Annotated in this window: 13 protein-coding genes; 2 read left to right on the forward strand and 11 right to left on the reverse strand. The window is 45.0% G+C overall.

The window, feature by feature from the left end; all coding sequences use genetic code 11:
• The 4 genes from G5B06_RS10480 to ppdK form a co-directional block, all read right to left on the reverse strand.
• Window positions 1-1,032, reverse strand: a complete 1,032-nt coding sequence (locus tag G5B06_RS10480) for a hypothetical protein (RefSeq protein WP_021977541.1) — start codon at window positions 1,030-1,032, stop codon at window positions 1-3.
• 203 nt (window positions 1,033-1,235) lie between these two features.
• Window positions 1,236-2,288 (reverse strand): 16S rRNA (cytosine(1402)-N(4))-methyltransferase RsmH, encoded by a 1,053-nt coding sequence (gene rsmH / locus G5B06_RS10485; protein ID WP_173772011.1) that lies wholly within the window; start codon window positions 2,286-2,288, stop codon window positions 1,236-1,238.
• 105 nt (window positions 2,289-2,393) lie between these two features.
• Entirely contained in the window at window positions 2,394-3,584 is a 1,191-nt protein-coding gene (locus G5B06_RS10490; protein ID WP_173772012.1) for a hypothetical protein, read from the reverse strand.
• Window positions 3,585-3,700: 116 nt separating this feature from the next.
• Window positions 3,701-6,331: a pyruvate, phosphate dikinase gene (gene ppdK, locus G5B06_RS10495; RefSeq protein ID WP_059085207.1), complete on the reverse strand. Its 2,631-nt coding sequence runs from the start codon at window positions 6,329-6,331 to the stop codon at window positions 3,701-3,703.
• A 271-nt stretch (window positions 6,332-6,602) separates the two neighbouring features.
• Here ppdK and G5B06_RS10500 point away from each other — a divergent pair, with 271 nt between their 5' ends.
• Window positions 6,603-7,481 (forward strand): aldose 1-epimerase family protein, encoded by an 879-nt coding sequence (locus tag G5B06_RS10500; RefSeq protein WP_015525818.1) that lies wholly within the window; start codon window positions 6,603-6,605, stop codon window positions 7,479-7,481.
• Between the two features lie 89 nt (window positions 7,482-7,570).
• On the opposite strand, the gene G5B06_RS10505 is transcribed toward G5B06_RS10500, so the two are convergent.
• The 4 genes from G5B06_RS10505 to G5B06_RS10520 are packed head-to-tail and all read right to left on the reverse strand — an operon-like array spanning window position 7,571 to window position 12,797.
• Window positions 7,571-9,751, reverse strand: coding sequence for an alpha-galactosidase (locus tag G5B06_RS10505; protein WP_059085209.1), 2,181 nt, complete (start codon window positions 9,749-9,751; stop codon window positions 7,571-7,573).
• Between the two features lie 27 nt (window positions 9,752-9,778).
• The gene (locus G5B06_RS10510) at window positions 9,779-10,621 is read right to left on the reverse strand and encodes a carbohydrate ABC transporter permease (protein ID WP_021651004.1); all 843 of its coding nucleotides are present in this window, start codon (window positions 10,619-10,621) and stop codon (window positions 9,779-9,781) included.
• Window positions 10,621-11,499, reverse strand: coding sequence for a carbohydrate ABC transporter permease (locus tag G5B06_RS10515; RefSeq protein ID WP_114001452.1), 879 nt, complete (start codon window positions 11,497-11,499; stop codon window positions 10,621-10,623). Before G5B06_RS10515 ends, G5B06_RS10510 begins: the two co-directional genes overlap by 1 nt.
• A 2-nt stretch (window positions 11,500-11,501) precedes the next feature.
• On the reverse strand, window positions 11,502-12,797 hold the full coding sequence (locus G5B06_RS10520; RefSeq protein WP_173772016.1) for an ABC transporter substrate-binding protein: 1,296 nt from the start codon (window positions 12,795-12,797) through the stop codon (window positions 11,502-11,504).
• Window positions 12,798-13,258: 461 nt separating this feature from the next.
• Between G5B06_RS10520 and G5B06_RS10525 the strand changes: the two genes are divergently transcribed.
• Window positions 13,259-14,131 (forward strand): AraC family transcriptional regulator, encoded by an 873-nt coding sequence (locus tag G5B06_RS10525; RefSeq protein WP_022426301.1) that lies wholly within the window; start codon window positions 13,259-13,261, stop codon window positions 14,129-14,131.
• Between the two features lie 31 nt (window positions 14,132-14,162).
• On the opposite strand, the gene G5B06_RS10530 is transcribed toward G5B06_RS10525, so the two are convergent.
• From G5B06_RS10530 to era, 3 genes are all read right to left on the reverse strand, one after another.
• On the reverse strand, window positions 14,163-15,557 hold the full coding sequence (locus G5B06_RS10530; protein ID WP_092069375.1) for a glycine--tRNA ligase: 1,395 nt from the start codon (window positions 15,555-15,557) through the stop codon (window positions 14,163-14,165).
• A 193-nt stretch (window positions 15,558-15,750) separates the two neighbouring features.
• Window positions 15,751-16,509 carry a DNA repair protein RecO gene (gene recO / locus G5B06_RS10535; RefSeq protein WP_173722572.1) on the reverse strand — a complete coding sequence of 253 codons (759 nt, stop codon included), beginning with the start codon at window positions 16,507-16,509 and terminating at the stop codon, window positions 15,751-15,753.
• A 2-nt stretch (window positions 16,510-16,511) separates the two neighbouring features.
• Window positions 16,512-17,420 (reverse strand): GTPase Era, encoded by a 909-nt coding sequence (gene era / locus G5B06_RS10540; RefSeq protein WP_173772018.1) that lies wholly within the window; start codon window positions 17,418-17,420, stop codon window positions 16,512-16,514.
• Window positions 17,421-17,473: the final 53 nt, after the last annotated feature.

Genomic DNA, 17,473 nt, shown 5'->3' on the forward strand with positions numbered 1-17,473 from the left:
TTATTCTCTGAATGCAGCCAGCTCTTTCAGATATGGATCTGTTATTCTCCCTTCATCCATGATCTGTACACCATCAAGCCATACAGAAGAATTCAGGCAAATGCCATCACAGTGGGATTTTGCATCCTGTCCGTGCGGCGGAGCGTCAAATGGGCTGACATAACCAATTCCCCACTCTGTGGATCCCCATACACGCTCATCCTCCACAATATTGCCGGTAAGAACCGCTCCTGGATTAAACCCATACGCAATATGTGCAAGCTTGAACATTCCCTCATCTTCAAAGCTTTTCAAATGCTCTTCAAAAATGGCTGCATCACGGCCTCCTTCAATTTTTACGATTTTACTGTTTTCAATTGTAAGACGGATCGGCGCATCCGGTGTGGTTCCAAAAGGTGGGGTTACAGATCCGTCAAAAACGATCACGCCATTGATGCTTCCAAATCGCGGCACAACATTGATCTGTCCTGTAAGCATATGGATTCCTGGTACTGTTGCGTTTCCGCAGTCACATGCTGTATAATGGCCAGGATCGATTTCAAATGATATATCACATCCAGCCGGAGTTGTGACACGCATGTTCTTTGCATTTTTTGTTTTTTCAGTGATCGCAAGCATAAATTTTTTGAGCTGCTCTGTCTCCACATTGCCGATGGTACGGATCATGAGGTCAGGGTTAAAATCTACCAGACACATGTAACGCATTTTTTTGTTCTCTGCTTCTGCACGCTCAAATGGTGTGGAATAAAGAAGCCACTGATGATTAAATTCGATCCATACATCTGCACAGAGAAGTGCTGCACTTAACGCATCGACCGGAAGATCCGGATCTGCTGCTTTTCCTACTCCCCCTGGTGTGGGAACTGAAATTACCATTGCATGTGCTCCTGCATTTTTTGCACTGTTTTTTACTGCTTCTACAACCGATGCATCCGAATCATCATCTGCTGTGATGATCACAGTTTCTTCAGGCTTCACGCCAAAAATTTCTTTTACCAGCTTATCTGCTGCTGTTTCAAGTGTGATATCCATGTTTTTTCCTTTCCAATTCGTGGTGTCCCGAAAAATATTTATCTGATCTTTAACTTTTCCAGGTCACTGTAATTGTTTAACATGATAGCACAGTGATTTTTTAATTTGTATGGAATTATTCCAAAATACAGAACAGAAATTTGTAATTTTTTCAAAAAATAAGCCATGGCTTATTTTTTGCCATGGCTTATGGAGATCATCATTTATGCTTTTATCGCCCAGCGCATCTTCGTTGATCTGGCACGTCCATTCTGAGCGCATTCCTGAGCAGACGGTCGGATCACATCTTTGGAATAATCAGAATAAATTCCTTCTTTGTATCCCTGTTTCAGTGCTTTCTTTACCAGTTTGTCTTCTCCGGAATGGAAGGTAAGGATTGCCACACGTCCGCCTGGTTTCAAAGCTCCGGGGAGTTTTTCCATAAAATCATAGAGAACCTCGAATTCCCGGTTTACATCGATACGCAACGCCTGGAAAACCCTCTGGCATGTTTTTTTGACCGTGTCTTTTTTCTCTTTTTCCGGAAGAAAATCCAGAGTCTTCTCGATCACTTCCCGAAGTTTCGTGGTGGTATCTATGCGGTTGCCCTTACGGATCTCATCGGTAATGGCTCTGGCGATTTCCTCACAGTACGGCTCATCGGAATTCTCATCCAGCATTCCGGCAAGTTCTTCTCTGGAAATGGTATCCAGACGCTCCGCCGCACTGATCCCGGACTCCTGGTTCAGTCTTAGATCCAGAGGTCCGTCCACTTTAAAAGAAAAACCTCTCTTTGGATTGTCGATCTGCATGGAAGATACCCCAAGATCCGCCAGGATAAAATCAAAGCCCCCGATTTCTTTCGCGATCTCATCAATGGTACAGAAATTCTGGAGTTTAATTGTCAGGATATCTTCCCCGAAACCCTGCTCTGCCAGACGTTTTCTGGTCTTGGCGGATTCTTCCGGGTCCACATCTGTCGCATACATATGACCCTGGCCTTTCAGACATTCCAGCATGGCTCTGGTATGTCCACCATATCCAAGTGTGGCATCAAATCCAACCTGCCCCGGTTTGATCTCCAGAAAATCAATGATCTCCTTCACCATAATGGAAATGTGCATTCCCGCCGGTGTATTCCCCTTGCTGATCACATGTTCAATGGTATCTTTATATTTCTCAGGCTGAAGCTCTTTATATTTCTCCTCAAATTTCTTCGGATATTTTCCTTTATATCGTACCCGCCTCTTATGCGGTGTCTGTGATTCCTGGTTCATAAAATTCTCCTTATCCTCTGGCATTCTCTGCCCTGTTTCTTTCATGATACCATGAATCCCTTTTTTCGTAAACTGTCGGAATCATCGCAAACGGAAAACTTCCAGCTATGCGGCAGAAAATCTCTCTGTATAATACTTCTTCAGATACTCATAAAAATGATCTCTATCTATATGATATTCCTCCGGGACGTCAAAGAGGAGTTTTTCCAGCATCTCATCCATAATCCCTCTGGCTTCTTCCAGGCTCATCCCTGCGTTCAGATGTTTTCCCAGATACATGTTGGAAATATAATCATAGATCGGGTAATATTTTTCCGGGTTCTCCGATGTCTTTTCATCGTAGTAATCGTAGTACTGCTCATCCATCAGCGTCAGGATCGTTGTTGCATAGTTGTCATCCTGATTATATTCATCCAGCTGTTTTGCGTAATATCCAAGACTGTGATTCACATAATCATCCAGAGAATAATTGTCCATACATTCGATCATTATTTTATGGGCATTGCTCTGCATCTGATAGGCAATATCGTTTTCCTCATAATCAAAAAGGCTGACCGCAAACAGGGAATTGATTGCCTCCGCATTGGGAACATCATAATAATTCAGTCCGGCAAATTGAATGTATACTTTGTTTCCGTCTTCATCTGTATAATGGCTGTCCCGCAGACAATGGCTCAGTTCATGGAAGATCACCTGATAATCCCAGGTTCCTTCTTCGTATTCTTTATCTTTCAGCACATAAATCTTATTCTCTGATTTCACGTAACATCCGCAGGAATAAACATCCCAGCTGACTTTTAACAGTTCATCCTCTGTACATTCCACAACTTCCAGGCTCTGAAGATTCTGATAAAAAGGACGAAGTTCCACATCCGGATATTTTTCAAACACACATTTGCAGTATTCTTCCATAAGTGGTTTGAATTTATCCGGGATTTTCGGATTCTGCCTGATCACCTCCTCAAAATCCTGAAGGCTTTTTTTCTCAAAGGAAATGGCCTTTTCAATATAATCCATGTCGTAAATATACAACCGGTGAGTCATATCTCTGTGATCCAAATACGTATCCAGCTCAAACGCTTTCTTCTCTTCTTCCTCTGAAACTTCTTCGTTCTTTGCTGCCGGTTCATCTTCAGAATCTGTTCCTGCAGAATCTGTCCCGGAATTGGCGGATGCATGAAAATCTTTTTCAAATTCTTTTACTGCCTGTCTGGTTCTGATCACGGAAGGCACGATAACTATTCCTGCCAGGATACACAGAATCATTCCTGTGATAATAAAAATTTTCTTTTTCATGGTTCTTTCCCCTGTATAAAAAAAGCTCCTGACAATCTGTATTTCTACAGACTGCCAGAAGCTTTCTATGCTTGATCAGGCTGAAGTTTCAGCCTTGAAGCAATATGAAGTTCTGCTTAGGCGTTCTTCTTAGCGATTGCTGCCTGTGCTGCTGCAAGACGAGCGATCGGTACACGGAACGGTGAGCAGGATACATAGTCAAGTCCGATCTCGTTGCAGAACTCTACGGAAGACGGATCTCCGCCGTGCTCACCGCAGATACCTACGTGAAGTTTCGGGTTAACCGGTTTTCCAAGCTGGATTGCCATCTTCATAAGTTTACCAACGCCAACCTGATCAAGTTTAGCGAATGGATCGTTCTCGAAGATCTTAGCATCATAGTATGCGTTAAGGAACTTACCAGCATCATCACGGGAGAATCCGTATGTCATCTGTGTAAGGTCGTTTGTACCGAAGCAGAAGAAGTCAGCCTCTTTAGCGATATCATCAGCTGTAAGAGCTGCTCTCGGGATCTCGATCATAGTACCAACCTCGTACTCAAGGTCAGAACCAGCTGCTTTGATCTCAGCATCTGCTGTCTCTACAACGAATTTCTTAACATATTTAAGCTCTTTGATGTCACCAACAAGCGGAATCATGATCTCCGGTTTGATGTTCCAATCCGGATGATTCTTCTTAACGTTGATAGCTGCACGGATAACAGCGCTTGTCTGCATCTTAGCGATCTCTGGGTAAGTAACAGCAAGACGGCATCCACGATGTCCCATCATCGGGTTGAACTCGTGAAGGGAAGCGATGATTGTCTTGATCTGCTCAACAGTCTTGCCCTGAGCGTCAGCCAGTTTCTTGATGTCCTCTTCCTCTGTAGGAACGAACTCATGAAGTGGCGGATCAAGGAAACGGATTGTTACAGGATTTCCTTCAAGTGCCTCATAGAGTTTCTCGAAGTCTCCCTGCTGCTCCGGAAGGATCTTAGCAAGTGCTGCTTCTCTCTCCTCTACTGTCTCAGAGCAGATCATCTCACGGAATGCATCGATTCTGTTGCCCTCGAAGAACATATGCTCTGTACGGCAAAGACCGATTCCCTCTGCACCAAGCTCACGAGCTTTCTTAGCATCAGCAGGAGTATCAGCGTTTGTACGAACTTTCATTGTTCTGTACTTGTCAGCCCATCCCATGATACGTCCGAACTCACCGGCGATCTTAGCATCTACAGTCGGGATAAGTCCGTCATAGATGTTACCTGTTGTACCATCGATGGAGATTGCATCTCCCTCATGGAACTCTTTACCAGCAAGTGTAAATTTCTTGTTCTCCTCATCCATAGCGATGTCGCCACATCCGGATACACAGCAGGATCCCATACCACGAGCAACTACGGCTGCGTGAGATGTCATACCACCACGAACTGTCAGGATACCCTGAGCAGCTTTCATACCTGTGATATCCTCTGGGGATGTCTCAAGACGAACAAGAACAACTTTCTCTCCTCTTGCAGCCCACTCAACAGCGTCCTCTGCAGAGAATACGATCTTACCGCAAGCAGCTCCTGGAGAAGCACCAAGACCTTTGCCCATCGGTGTAGCAGCTTTAAGAGCAGCTGCATCGAACTGCGGATGAAGAAGTGTATCAAGGTTACGAGGATCGATCATTGCAACAGCCTCTTCCTCAGTTCTCATTCCCTCATCAACGAGGTCACAAGCAATCTTAAGGGCAGCCTGTGCAGTTCTCTTACCATTACGTGTCTGAAGCATATACAGTTTACCATGCTCTACAGTAAACTCCATATCCTGCATGTCTCTGTAATGTTTCTCAAGAGTCTCGCAAACCTGTTTGAACTGTACGAATGCTTCCGGGAACTTCTGCTCCATCTCGGAGATGTGCATAGGTGTACGAACACCTGCAACTACGTCCTCACCCTGTGCATTGGTAAGGAACTCACCGAACAGACCGTTAGCACCTGTAGCAGGGTCACGTGTGAAGGCAACACCTGTACCACAGTCGTCACCCATGTTACCGAATGCCATCATCTGTACGTTAACAGCTGTACCCCAGGAATATGGGATATCGTTGTCACGACGATATACGTTCGCACGTGGGTTGTCCCAGGAACGGAATACGGCTTTGATCGCACCTACCAGCTGCTCCTTCGGATCAGTTGGGAAATCAGAACCGATTTTGGATTTATACTCAGCTTTGAACTGGTCAGCAAGCTCATGCAGGTCAGCAGCTGTAAGCTCAACGTCCTGCTTAACACCTCTCTTAGCTTTCATCTCATCGATGAGCTCCTCGAAGTATTTCTTACCAACTTCCATAACTACGTCAGAATACATCTGGATGAATCTTCTGTAGCAGTCCCAAGCCCAACGCTCATTGCCGGATTTCTCAGCAAGAGTGTTAACAACTTCTTCATTTAAACCAAGGTTGAGGATTGTGTCCATCATACCAGGCATAGATGCTCTCGCACCAGAACGAACGGATACAAGCAGAGGATTTTCTTTGTCACCGAATTTCTTACCGGTAACTCCTTCCATCTTGGTAATTGCTTCCATGATCTGAGCCATGATCTCATCGTTGATGGATCTGCCATCCTCGTAGTACTGTGTGCAGGCCTCTGTTGTGATTGTGAAGCCCTGCGGTACAGGAAGACCGAGGTTTGTCATCTCAGCAAGGTTGGCACCTTTGCCGCCCAGAAGATTTCTCATAGTAGCATTACCTTCTGTAAACATGTAAACCCATTTTGCCATTTTACATTTTCCTCCTAATTATTGTTCTTTAAAACATAAAAAATGTATGTTTTCTACGCACATAATTATTTTATAGATTTATCCTTCATTAGTCAAGGTTATTCTTCCAAAAAACAGCAATTTCTCTTGTGAAATATGACAGATTTTCCAGTTATATTTTTCACAGATTGTATTTTTCTCGTTATCATCTGAAAAATGTGCTAAAATAGAAAAAAACATGCAGCAATTCCGAGGTAATATTACCCGAATGCTGTCATACAGGAGGTTTATCATGACACGAACGATTGAAAACAGCTTTCTTAAGATTTCCGTTTCCGATCACGGTGCTGAACTCACCGGCATCTATGACAAGACTAATGACAGGGAGATCCTCTGGCAGGCAGATCCGGCTTACTGGAAACGCCATGCGCCTGTACTTTTTCCCAACGTGGGACGTAACTACAAAGATATCTGGCGTCTGAACGGAAAGGAATATCCTTCCAGCCAGCACGGCTTTGCAAGGGACAGCGATTTTATCTGCACGGATATCACCGATACTTCCCTTTCCTTTGTCCTTAAGTCCTCTGAAGAAACCTTGAATGTTTATCCGTTTGCTTTCGCTCTGAAGATCACCTACACTCTGAAGAAGCACGACCTGGAAGTATGCTGGGAAGTAGTTAATAATGATTCTGAAACTATGTATTTTACCATCGGCGGCCATCCGGCATTCCGTGTTCCGGTACGTGAAGGCGAATCCCAGAGTGATTACCGTCTTGCTTTTGAAGGCCTGGACACTCTTACCTATCTCCTTATCGATACGTCTGTAGGAACAGTCCTTGCTGACGAACCACATACACTTTCCCTTGAAAACGGAACCTGTTCCATTGCTCCTCATATGTTTGATAAAGACGCTCTTGTTTTTGATAACGGCCAGATCCAAAAGGCCGGTATCCTCTTCCCGGACGGAACTCCATATCTGACACTTACCAGTGAGGGCTTCCCGAATTTCGGTATCTGGTCCGTACCCGGTGCTCCCTTCGTATGCCTGGAGCCGTGGATGGGACGCTGTGATGACTGTGGTTTTGAAAAGCCTCTTTCCGAAAAAGCAAATATCAATGTGCTGAAACCGGATGAGGAATTTATCAAGAGCTATCAGATCACCGTACACTGAGCTATGATAAAAAAGATCCGCCATACATCGGCTTTTTCAGCTGTCTGTATGACGGATCCTTTTATTTATCTTACTGTCTCAATACGCTCTTATTCTCTCACAAAATGATACTGATAAGCTCTGTACTCCCCAAACTCTGCAGGAAGCGGCATTCCACCATGCATCAGAGCAGCTCCGGAATAGATCCTGCCGGTAGTCTGTTCCTTATAAAGTGCACTCTCATCAAGGCCGCGAAGCTGCACATAATTCACAGTCATATTTCCATGGATCTCCTCCATGACAACATTGAGCAGAACTTCTTCCTGAGAATTTCCAACGATCTCCCATGCACAGACCTCACTCTTAAACGGATCTGTCAGGCGATAGTACCGTCCGTTCTGGATCAGTGGCGCATATTTACGGAATTCCCCGATCTGGCTGCGGACCTCATCTTTTTCTTCCTCAGTCAGCTTCAGAAGATCCAGCTCGTAGCCGAAGGTTCCGGACATGGCAACCACACCTCTGGTATGTAACGGAGTGATCCTTCCTGTCTGATGGTTCGGCACTGCAGATACATGTGCTCCCATGGCCGATACCGGATATCCGAAGGAAGTGCCATACTGGATCCGAAGCCTGTCAATAGCATCGGAGTTGTCGCTGCACCAGATCTGCGGTGTATAATACAGCATACCTGCGTCAAATCTTCCGCCGCCGCCGCTACAGCCCTCGATCAGAAGATCCGGATAACGGTTCACCATACGGTCCAGAAAATCGTACAATCCCAGAACATAATCATACATTACACGTCCCTGATCCTTGGTCATTACGGAAAATACATCCATCAGGCTTCGATTCATGTCCCATTTAACGTACTCAATATTGGCATTATCCAATACCGCACTGATCTGTCCGAAGATTCCGTCTACAACTTCTTTTCTGGAAAAATCAAGTACCAGCTGATTTCTGGATCTCACTGGTTTTCTTCCCGGAATCGTAAGTGCCCAGTCCGGATGCTCGCGGTAAAGATCACTGTCCTCAGAGATCATCTCAGGCTCGATCCAGATACCGAATTTCACTCCGAGGTCATTGACTCTTTTTACCAGTCCGCCGAGAGTCTCTCCAAGCTTCTTCTCATTGACATACCAGTCCCCAAGACCACTGTTGTCATCGTCACGTTTTCCAAACCAGCCGTCATCCAGAACCAGCATATCGATACCAAGGCTCCTTGCCTCTTTTGCCAGATTATATAAAGTCTCCCCTGTAAAATCAAAATATGCTGCCTCCCAGCTGTTTACCAGCACCGGACGGACCTCTGTCTTATATTTACCACGGCAGATATGATGACGGATGCAGCTGTGCAGATTCTGGGAAAGACAGTTCATTCCCTGATCTGTGTAGCTTAAGATCACCTCAGGTGCATAGAAGGTCTCCCCGGCTTCCAGCGGATACCGGAAGCACTCCTCCTGTACACCAAGGAGCATTCTTGTCTGATTGTACTGATCTTTAAGAACCTCACCCTGGAAATTTCCGCTGTATACAAAGGACATAGCATAGCAGCCTCCATGATCCTCTGTTGTGTCCTTCTCTGCCAGGATCATCATCGGATTATACTGATGGCTGGATGTGCCACGGACACTGCCGATCATCTGACTTCCATGAGCCACCGGTACTCTCTGCAGATTCCGCTCCATGGCATGTCTTCCGTAAAAAGTAAGCAGGTCATAATCTCCGTAAAGAAAATCCAGTTCTGCGGACATCACCTTGTTCACATAGATCTTCTCACTGCTCTGATTGCGGATATAGACGCTTCTTGTAATGATATCCAGTTCCGGAAGTACACCGTAAAGAAGCATGGCCTCCACGCCGGTAGCCGGATCCTCCAGTACGATCTCCAGAGTCTGTGCCTCATCATTATCTGCATAAACCGCCGGAAGCCCCGGAAGGCTGTATTTACCGTCACGGATAGTATAGTTCTTGTAACGCATATCACAGCTCATGCTTCCGTCACCGTTTTCCAGCATCAGTGATGCACTGCGGAAATCTCCGTTTCCGTAGCAGGAAAGCTCCTGTGGAAGAGAGTCCATGGAATAGGTTCTGTCTGTTCCCGCATCATAGGGATTTCCGGAAAATCCTCTGTCATAGTAGGTCAGAAGATAATCCATGCAGCCTTCTGCCTTTTTACCATAATAGAGATGAAGAAGAAATCCGTACTGATCCACCTGCATCTGATATGTAGTTTCTTTTGTCTGCAGGGTAAACGTTCTGTCTTTCTCGCAGTAGATGATTCCCATATGTGAATCCTCCTTTTTCTTGTGTTTTTATTTTACGGCACCGTTTACAACACCATTTAAAATGTGCTTCTGGCAGATCAGATAAAACAGAAGGATCGGAAGCAGTGCCAGCAGATAAGAGGCAAACGCAAGGTTATAGTTTGTTCCGAACTGAGTCTGGAAATTCAGCTGTGCCAGGGGCAATGTGGTTCCACCCGTAGATCCGGACATGATAACCAGTGGAGTCATAACATCATTCCAGGTTCCAAGTGCTGTCAGAACTGCCACTGTGGCATGCATCGGCTTCATGATCGGAAAGATGATCTTCCAATATGTTTTCCAGGTGCTGGCTCCATCCACACAGGCCGCCTCCTCAAGGGCCATTGGAATGTTTGTCAGATATCCGGAATAAAGAAGCACGTTCATAGGCATATAAAATACCGTATAAAGAATGATCACACCGACTTTGTTATCAAGGCCCATCTCAGCAGTCTGCTTTACAAGCGGCATCATCAGGATAGCAAACGGAACAAACATACCGCTCACTACATAGAGATAGATAAATTTATAAAATTTACTTCTCTTGTTTCTGGCTATAGCATAACCTAAAAGTGAATGAATTACAATAGCAAGAACCACTGTGATCACAGTGATCAATACACTGTTTCCAAGAGAATGCCAGAAGTCTGTTACCTCCATAGCTTCCCTGAAATTGGCAAGACTGAATTTCTCTGGCAGAGACAGGATCCCGGCTACACTGTTGGTCATCTCTGTCGGCTGCTTGAATGCGATCACAATTGTCATATAAAGCGGAAATACCACTGTGATAAGGCCAAGGATCAGAAGGATCGTTATCGGCCAGTTCGCTTTTTCTCTTACTTTCGTTTTCATTACAGCTGCTCCTCCTTTTTCCCTGTGATAGTCAACTGCATTGCAGAAATGATCACGATCACAATAAAGAATATAACCGCATTGGCACTCTGGAATCCAAACTGTCCTCCACTCATACCATTGTTATAGATCAGGTAAGAAATAGATTCTGTACTCTGTGCAGGACCACCCTTTGTCAAAGCCATGATCTGATCAAATACCATCAGGAAGTTTTTCACACAGAGAACCATGTTGATGCTGAAAAACGGAACGATCAGCGGGAATGTCAGGTAACGGAACTTGCTGAATCCGGTAGCACCATCAATAGCGCCTGCTTCGTATACATCCTCCGGCACTGTCTGAAGACCGGAAATGTAGATGATCGTATTCATTGCAATGGACTGCCATGCACACACGATCACGATGGCAACCCATGCCAGGCTCGTACTGGAAAGCATGCTGGAAGACAATGTTTTATTTCCGATCATCTTTCCGAATGCAGGCAGGATATATGTAAAGAAATAATTGAAAATATATCCTACGACCAGTGCGCCAAGTACATTAGGAATAAAATAAGCTCCACGCAGTGCACTCTTGAAACGGATCTTGCTATTCAGTCCAAGTGCCAGGATCAGGCTGAGTACATTCGTTACGATAGTTGCCACGATGGCCAGCTTAAAGGTAAACAGATAGGAACCGCCAACACGGCTGTCTGTAAAAAGATCCTTATAGTTTCGAAGTCCTACCCAGTCATAGCTTCCATAGCCTTTAAAGTTCGTAAAGCTGTAGATCACACCCTTGATCAGAGGCAGTGTGTTAAAGCAGAAAAATAATGCCACGATCGGAATGGTGATCAGAAGAAAGGTCAGCTTTCTTCCACTCATAGATTTTTTTCCCATGATCAGTTCTCTCCTTCCCCGTTCTTCTCCTCATAGTCCTGTACTTTACGGATAATGTCACGGTTATATCTTGTCCAGTCTGTATCAAATTTTTTCAGGAATGCATCTTTATCCTTTTTCATCAGGAAGGTCTGGATCTGTGCATCCACAGCCATCTCTGTAGGATAATAATGATCCTGGTAGTCGGCCATCCTTCCCTCTTCTATATATTCCTTCATACCATCCAGAGTAGAGGGAAGTGTGAAATCACCCTCTTTACAGGGAACTGCCTTCTGGTCATCCAGATATGTCTGTATATTCTCATCCTCAAGAAGGAAATCCAGCACTTCATATGCAGCTTCCTTATTCTCACAGTTATCCATCACACAGAACTGAAGGTCAACTCCGGAATTCAGTTTGTTTTCTGACGGATCATTGCTTGCCGGTGTTACAAAAGAATCAATATCCATATCCGGATTTACACTCTGGATCTGCGGGATCGCATAGCTTCCGATGGGATACATGGCAGCCTCCCCTTTTGCAAAAGCGGTGCAGGCTCCATTGTAATCATAGGCAAAGGGATCATCCGGTCCATACTGGATAAGCTCCAGCATACGGTCTGCTACTTCCTTATACTCTTTTGCAAAAGTAGTGTTTCCCTGGTTTACCTGGCGGCATACATCGGCTGGTGCAAGATCTACCGCAATAGAATTCCACGGTGCAAGACAGGTCCAGGTATCTTTAAATCCGAAATAAAGCGGCTGGATACCTGCATCCTGAATTTCCTGGCAAAGGCTCATAAATTCATCCCATGTAGTCGGGATCTGCCAGCCATGCTCCTTGAAAAGCTCACGATTGTAAAGGATTCCGGCGGCATTGGCCACGTAAGGAACCGCATAGACTCCGTCTTCCGGAACGAATTCCAGCGCTTTATCAATTTCTTTATATGCATCTTTGATCGAATCCAGTCCCTGATAATCGGAAATATCCATCAGCATATCAGAATCAATAAAATTGGAAAAGTTAACATCGCCTCCGATTCCAATGATATCCGGATTATCCTCACGGATAAATCTTGTCTTCAATACAGTCATAGCATCGTTTGGTGATTCGATGGTAAGATGGATATCATCATGAGTGGCATTGAATTTTTCTTCCAGTTTTTCAAATGCCTTAACCGCTTCCGGTTTATACTGCACAAGTTCGATCTCTGTCTTTCCGCTGTCCTTTTTACCTGTGCCGCATCCGCTCAATGTAACGGAAGCTGCCATGGTAAAGGCAAGTCCCATACAGAGGATCCATTTACTTCTGTTGCGCATCTTGTAATGCTCCTTCCTTTTCCTTTTATTTGATAAGTCGGATATCACCCATTTAACTGATATGGCTATCCGGGTTCTCCAATACTTATTCTCTGGTTTCTTTTTTCTGAAAGCTATTTTAACATAGCTTTATGCTTGCATAAATAGCAGTGTTTTTCTTGTTTTATACCAAAATGCAATTTTTCTCTGTCTTCATTAAAGTCATCTAGCATTTTGATATATTCTATACCTATATCACTACTTTTATCTAAAATTAGTATATTCCTGATTCATCGAAAATCAATAGGTTTCTCGCAAAACTTAATTTTCTCACAAAGTTTTCTCGATTATTTTTCTCTTTTTTGTATATTTTACAGGCTGTTTTTGTAATTGCATTTTTATACATATGTTGAAGTTCCCTGCTGTTTTAATATATAATGTTACTGAAACCAGACAAAATCATGCGCCTAAAGGATAAAAATATGAATGACCTTCTCTTCTCCGTTTTTCCAAATGAAAACTTTGTTGATATCGGACTATACCAATATGGCTGGGAGCACTGCGCTCCGGCACATTCATTCGGCCCGGCCGCACGAAACCATTATATTTTTCATTATGTGATCTCCGGTACAGGAACTCTGATGGCAGACAATTCCGCAGGAGAGACCATCACCTATCAGGTAAAAAGCGGCCAGGGTTTCATGCTTTTTCCCGGTCAGATCAACACCTACATTGCAGATACCGACTTTCCATGGGAGTACACCTGGGTGGAATTTGACGGGCTCCGGGCAAAAGAGATCGTGGAAACTGCAGGTTTAAGTCCGGACCATCCGGTCTATCACAGCCACTCTGCAGATCTCCGCCAGAAAATGATGGAGGAAATGCTTTATATCAGCCATAATTCCCAGGAATCACCCTTTCATCTTATCGGACATACCTGGCTTTTTCTGGATTACTTTATGCGCTCTACTGAAACTGTCCGCATGAAACAGGATGGAAGTATCCGTGATTTTTATATCAAGGAGGCGCTCTCTTTTATTGAACAGAATTTCCAGAATGATATTTCCATTGAGGATATCGCAGCCTGCTGCGGCCTGAACCGAAGCTACTTCGGTAAGATCTTCCACGACACCATCGGACGTTCTCCCCAGGAATTCCTGATCAGCTATCGCATGACCAAAGCTGCAGAACTTCTTAAGATCACAGCCCTGTCTATCGCAGATATCGGAAATGCAGTCGGATATCCCAATCAGCTGCATTTTTCCCGGGCTTTCAAAAATGTATACGGAATGTCGCCAAGAAACTGGCGGATGAAAAACAGACTTATTGAAAAAAAGCCTCCGGCCAGAAAATAGCCGGAGGTTTTTTATTAAAAAATTTATTTACTTAAAATGTAAATTTATCAGCAAAGTATGCATCAAGCTCATCGATCTTCACACGTACCTGCTCCATAGTGTCACGGTCACGGACTGTAACTGCACCGTCATTCTCAGACTCGAAGTCATAAGTGATACAGAACGGAGTACCGATCTCATCCTGTCTGCGGTAACGTTTACCGATATTTCCACGGTCATCGTACTCACAGTTGTACTTCTTGGAAAGCTGCTGGTAGATCTTCTCAGCACCCTCGTTAAGCTTCTTGGAAAGCGGAAGCACACCGATCTTAACCGGTGCAAGTACCGGATGGAAATGAAGGACTGTACGGACATCGTTCTTCTCTTCATCCAGAACTTCCTCATCGTAAGCGCTGCAGAGGAAAGCAAGTACCATACGGTCTGCTCCAAGTGATGGCTCGATAACATATGGGATATATTTCTGTTTCTTCTCATCATCAAAGTATGTGAGATCCTGGCCGGATACATTCTGATGCTGTGTCAGGTCATAATCTGTTCTGTCAGCGATTCCCCAGAGCTCACCCCATCCGAATGGGAAAAGGAATTCCACATCTGTGGTAGCCTTGCTGTAGAAGCTCAGCTCTTCCTTATCATGGTCACGGTAACGAACCTCATCATCCTTAAGTCCGAGAGCACTCAGCCAGTCAAGGCAGAACTTCTTCCAGTATGCAAACCACTCAAGATCTGTATCCGGCTCGCAGAAGAACTCAAGCTCCATCTGCTCGAACTCACGGGTACGGAATGTGAAGTTACCCGGTGTGATCTCGTTACGGAAGGATTTACCAATCTGGCCGATACCAAACGGGATCTTTTTACGGGATGTTCTCTGTACGTTTTTGAAGTTTACGAAAATACCCTGTGCAGTCTCCGGTCTTAAATATACAGTATTCTTGGCATCTTCGGTAACACCCTGGAATGTCTTGAACATCAGATTGAACTGACGGATATCTGTGAAGTTGTGTTTACCACAGCTCGGACATCCTACCTCGTGTTCTTTGATGAAGTCCATCATCTTCTCCTGGGACCATGCATCTACGCTTCCCTCAATGGCAATGTCATGCTCTGCACAAAAGTCCTCAATGAGCTTATCTGCACGGAAACGCTCGTGGCACTCTTTACAGTCCATAAGAGGATCAGAAAATCCGCCAAGATGTCCGGAAGCGATCCATGTCTGCGGGTTCATAAGGATCGCACAGTCAACACCTACATTGTACGGAGACTCCTGAATGAATTTCTGCCACCATGCACGTTTTACGTTATTTTTAAGCTCTACACCGAGATTTCCATAATCCCATGTGTTTGCCAGGCCGCCGTAGATCTCGGAACCCGGGTAAACAAATCCTCTGGCTTTTGCAAGAGCTACGATCTTTTCCATTGTTTTTTCCATGATTTCTCTCCTCTTGACTTGCAGCTGTTCCGCCAAATGCGTCCGAAAAGCTCCGGAAAAAGCTGCTTTTTTACATTTTTGGTCTTATTATACTAGTATCCTCATGATTTTTCAAGGATATTTCCATTTGCATTGCATCCTGTCCTGCTTTTGAAAAATAAATCGTTACGGTTATTCCGCAGCCGGCAGTGATCTATCTCATCAATTCCAGGATCTCCAGACTTTTAAACCGCTTGTCTGTATTCAGCTCCGTATACCGGTAAATGTGGCGTTCCAGTTCCCGCAGCACATCATCCCGCACTGTAAACGTATACAGCTTTGCCAGGGGGGACACGGCTATGTAGCGCATGGCATACAGGGCAGCCGCTGAGATCCGTTTCCTGTCCATGGCCATCCTGCTGCAGTCCGCACACAGGATTCCATGCTCGTCCTGGGAGAAAAAAAGCTCTCCATTTTCTTCTTCCGTAAGCTCTCTCCCGCAGCCTGCACACTGAAACAGCTGCGGCATCACGCCCTGGATCACCATGGTCCGCAGTTCATAGATACAGCGCACCAGCCGGTCTTCAATATGGGGATTCAAAATGGCTTTGATGGTCACATAGAGAAGATTCATCATCTCCTTCTCGTCTGTTCCCTCTTTACCAAAATAATCCGCCAGTTCCAGGAAATAATATCCGTAGTAAACTCCCGGCTGCTGGGTGGCCAGTTCCACAAAATGATGCTGTACGCTGACCTGGTTGAGATTATAACTTGTCCTTCCCTCATAAAGGGTAAAACTTCCGAATACAAACGGATTGGCTGCTGCCATAAACGGACTGTTCTGCCGCCTTGCTCCCTTGGCAAAGGCGGAAATCTTTCCCCTCTCTCTTGTGAGAAGGACGATCCGCTTGTCATAGTCGCCTACCGGCATGGCAGAAAGCACCACTCCCTGTACGGTAATCAGATCACTCATTTTCAGATTTCTTTCTTATCATATCCAAAGTTCTTGATCAGGAAATCACTGTCTCTCCAGTTCTTAGTCACCTTGACCCAGAGCTTCAGGTTTACCTTTGCTTCCAGCATACGCTCCAGCTCATAGCGGGCATTGCTTCCGATCTTTTTCAGCATGGCACCCTGTTTTCCGATGATGATGCCTTTGTGGGAATTACGCTCGCAGATGATGGTCGCATCAATATCTATGATGTTGCTTCTTCCCGGACGTTTCTTCATCCGGTCGATGGCAACGGCGATCCCGTGAGGGATCTCCTCATCCAGTGCATGCAGAGCCTTCTCACGGATGATCTCTGCGGCGATCTGGCGCTGAGGCTGATCGGTAACTGTATCCTCATCATAGAACATCGGTCCGTACGGAAGATATTTGAAAATACTGGGGATGATATCCTGCGTATTTTTTCCACGGAGGGCTGAACACGGAATGATCTCAGCGAAATCGCAGATCTTGCGGTAAGTATCGATGGCAGGAAGAAGTTCTTCTTTCTTTACGGTATCAATCTTGTTGATGATAAGGATCACAGGAACTCCCACTTTCTGCAGCTGCTCGGCAATGTGGCGCTCTCCTGCACCTACAAATGTGGACGGCTCCACCAGCCACATAATAGCATCTACTTCCTTCAGCGTTCTCTCCGCAACCTGCACCATGTATTCTCCAAGCTTGTTTTTTGCCTTGTGGATACCTGGTGTATCCAGAAATACGATCTGTCCCTGATCACAGGTGTATACGGTCTGTATCTTGTTTCTGGTTGTCTGTGGCTTGTTTGATGTGATGGCGATCTTCTGTCCGATAAGATGGTTCATCAGTGTGGATTTTCCAACGTTGGGTCTTCCGATGATCGCAACAAAACCTGATTTAAAATTGTTATCCATTCTTTATCCTCTCATAATTCTATTACAGCCTGCTGTCCCATTTAACGGACAGC

Source organism: Blautia luti (assembly GCF_013304735.1).
Lineage (GTDB): Bacteria > Bacillota > Clostridia > Lachnospirales > Lachnospiraceae > Blautia_A.

Bases quoted from the DNA above. Each gene is read 5' to 3' on its own strand.
- G5B06_RS10490 (WP_173772012.1), bottom strand. From the start codon at position 3,584: ATGAAAAAGAAAATTTTTATTATCACAGGAATGATTCTGTGTATCCTG.
- rsmH (WP_173772011.1), bottom strand. From the start codon at position 2,288: ATGAACCAGGAATCACAGACACCGCATAAGAGGCGGGTACGATATAAA.
- G5B06_RS10510 (WP_021651004.1), bottom strand. From the start codon at position 10,621: ATGAAAACGAAAGTAAGAGAAAAAGCGAACTGGCCGATAACGATCCTT.
- G5B06_RS10500 (WP_015525818.1), top strand. From the start codon at position 6,603: ATGACACGAACGATTGAAAACAGCTTTCTTAAGATTTCCGTTTCCGAT.
- recO (WP_173722572.1), bottom strand. From the start codon at position 16,509: ATGAGTGATCTGATTACCGTACAGGGAGTGGTGCTTTCTGCCATGCCG.
- G5B06_RS10525 (WP_022426301.1), top strand. From the start codon at position 13,259: ATGAATGACCTTCTCTTCTCCGTTTTTCCAAATGAAAACTTTGTTGAT.
- ppdK (WP_059085207.1), bottom strand. From the start codon at position 6,331: ATGGCAAAATGGGTTTACATGTTTACAGAAGGTAATGCTACTATGAGA.
- G5B06_RS10515 (WP_114001452.1), bottom strand. From the start codon at position 11,499: ATGGGAAAAAAATCTATGAGTGGAAGAAAGCTGACCTTTCTTCTGATC.
- G5B06_RS10520 (WP_173772016.1), bottom strand. From the start codon at position 12,797: ATGCGCAACAGAAGTAAATGGATCCTCTGTATGGGACTTGCCTTTACC.
- era (WP_173772018.1), bottom strand. From the start codon at position 17,420: ATGGATAACAATTTTAAATCAGGTTTTGTTGCGATCATCGGAAGACCC.
- G5B06_RS10480 (WP_021977541.1), bottom strand. From the start codon at position 1,032: ATGGATATCACACTTGAAACAGCAGCAGATAAGCTGGTAAAAGAAATT.
- G5B06_RS10505 (WP_059085209.1), bottom strand. From the start codon at position 9,751: ATGGGAATCATCTACTGCGAGAAAGACAGAACGTTTACCCTGCAGACA.
- G5B06_RS10530 (WP_092069375.1), bottom strand. From the start codon at position 15,557: ATGGAAAAAACAATGGAAAAGATCGTAGCTCTTGCAAAAGCCAGAGGA.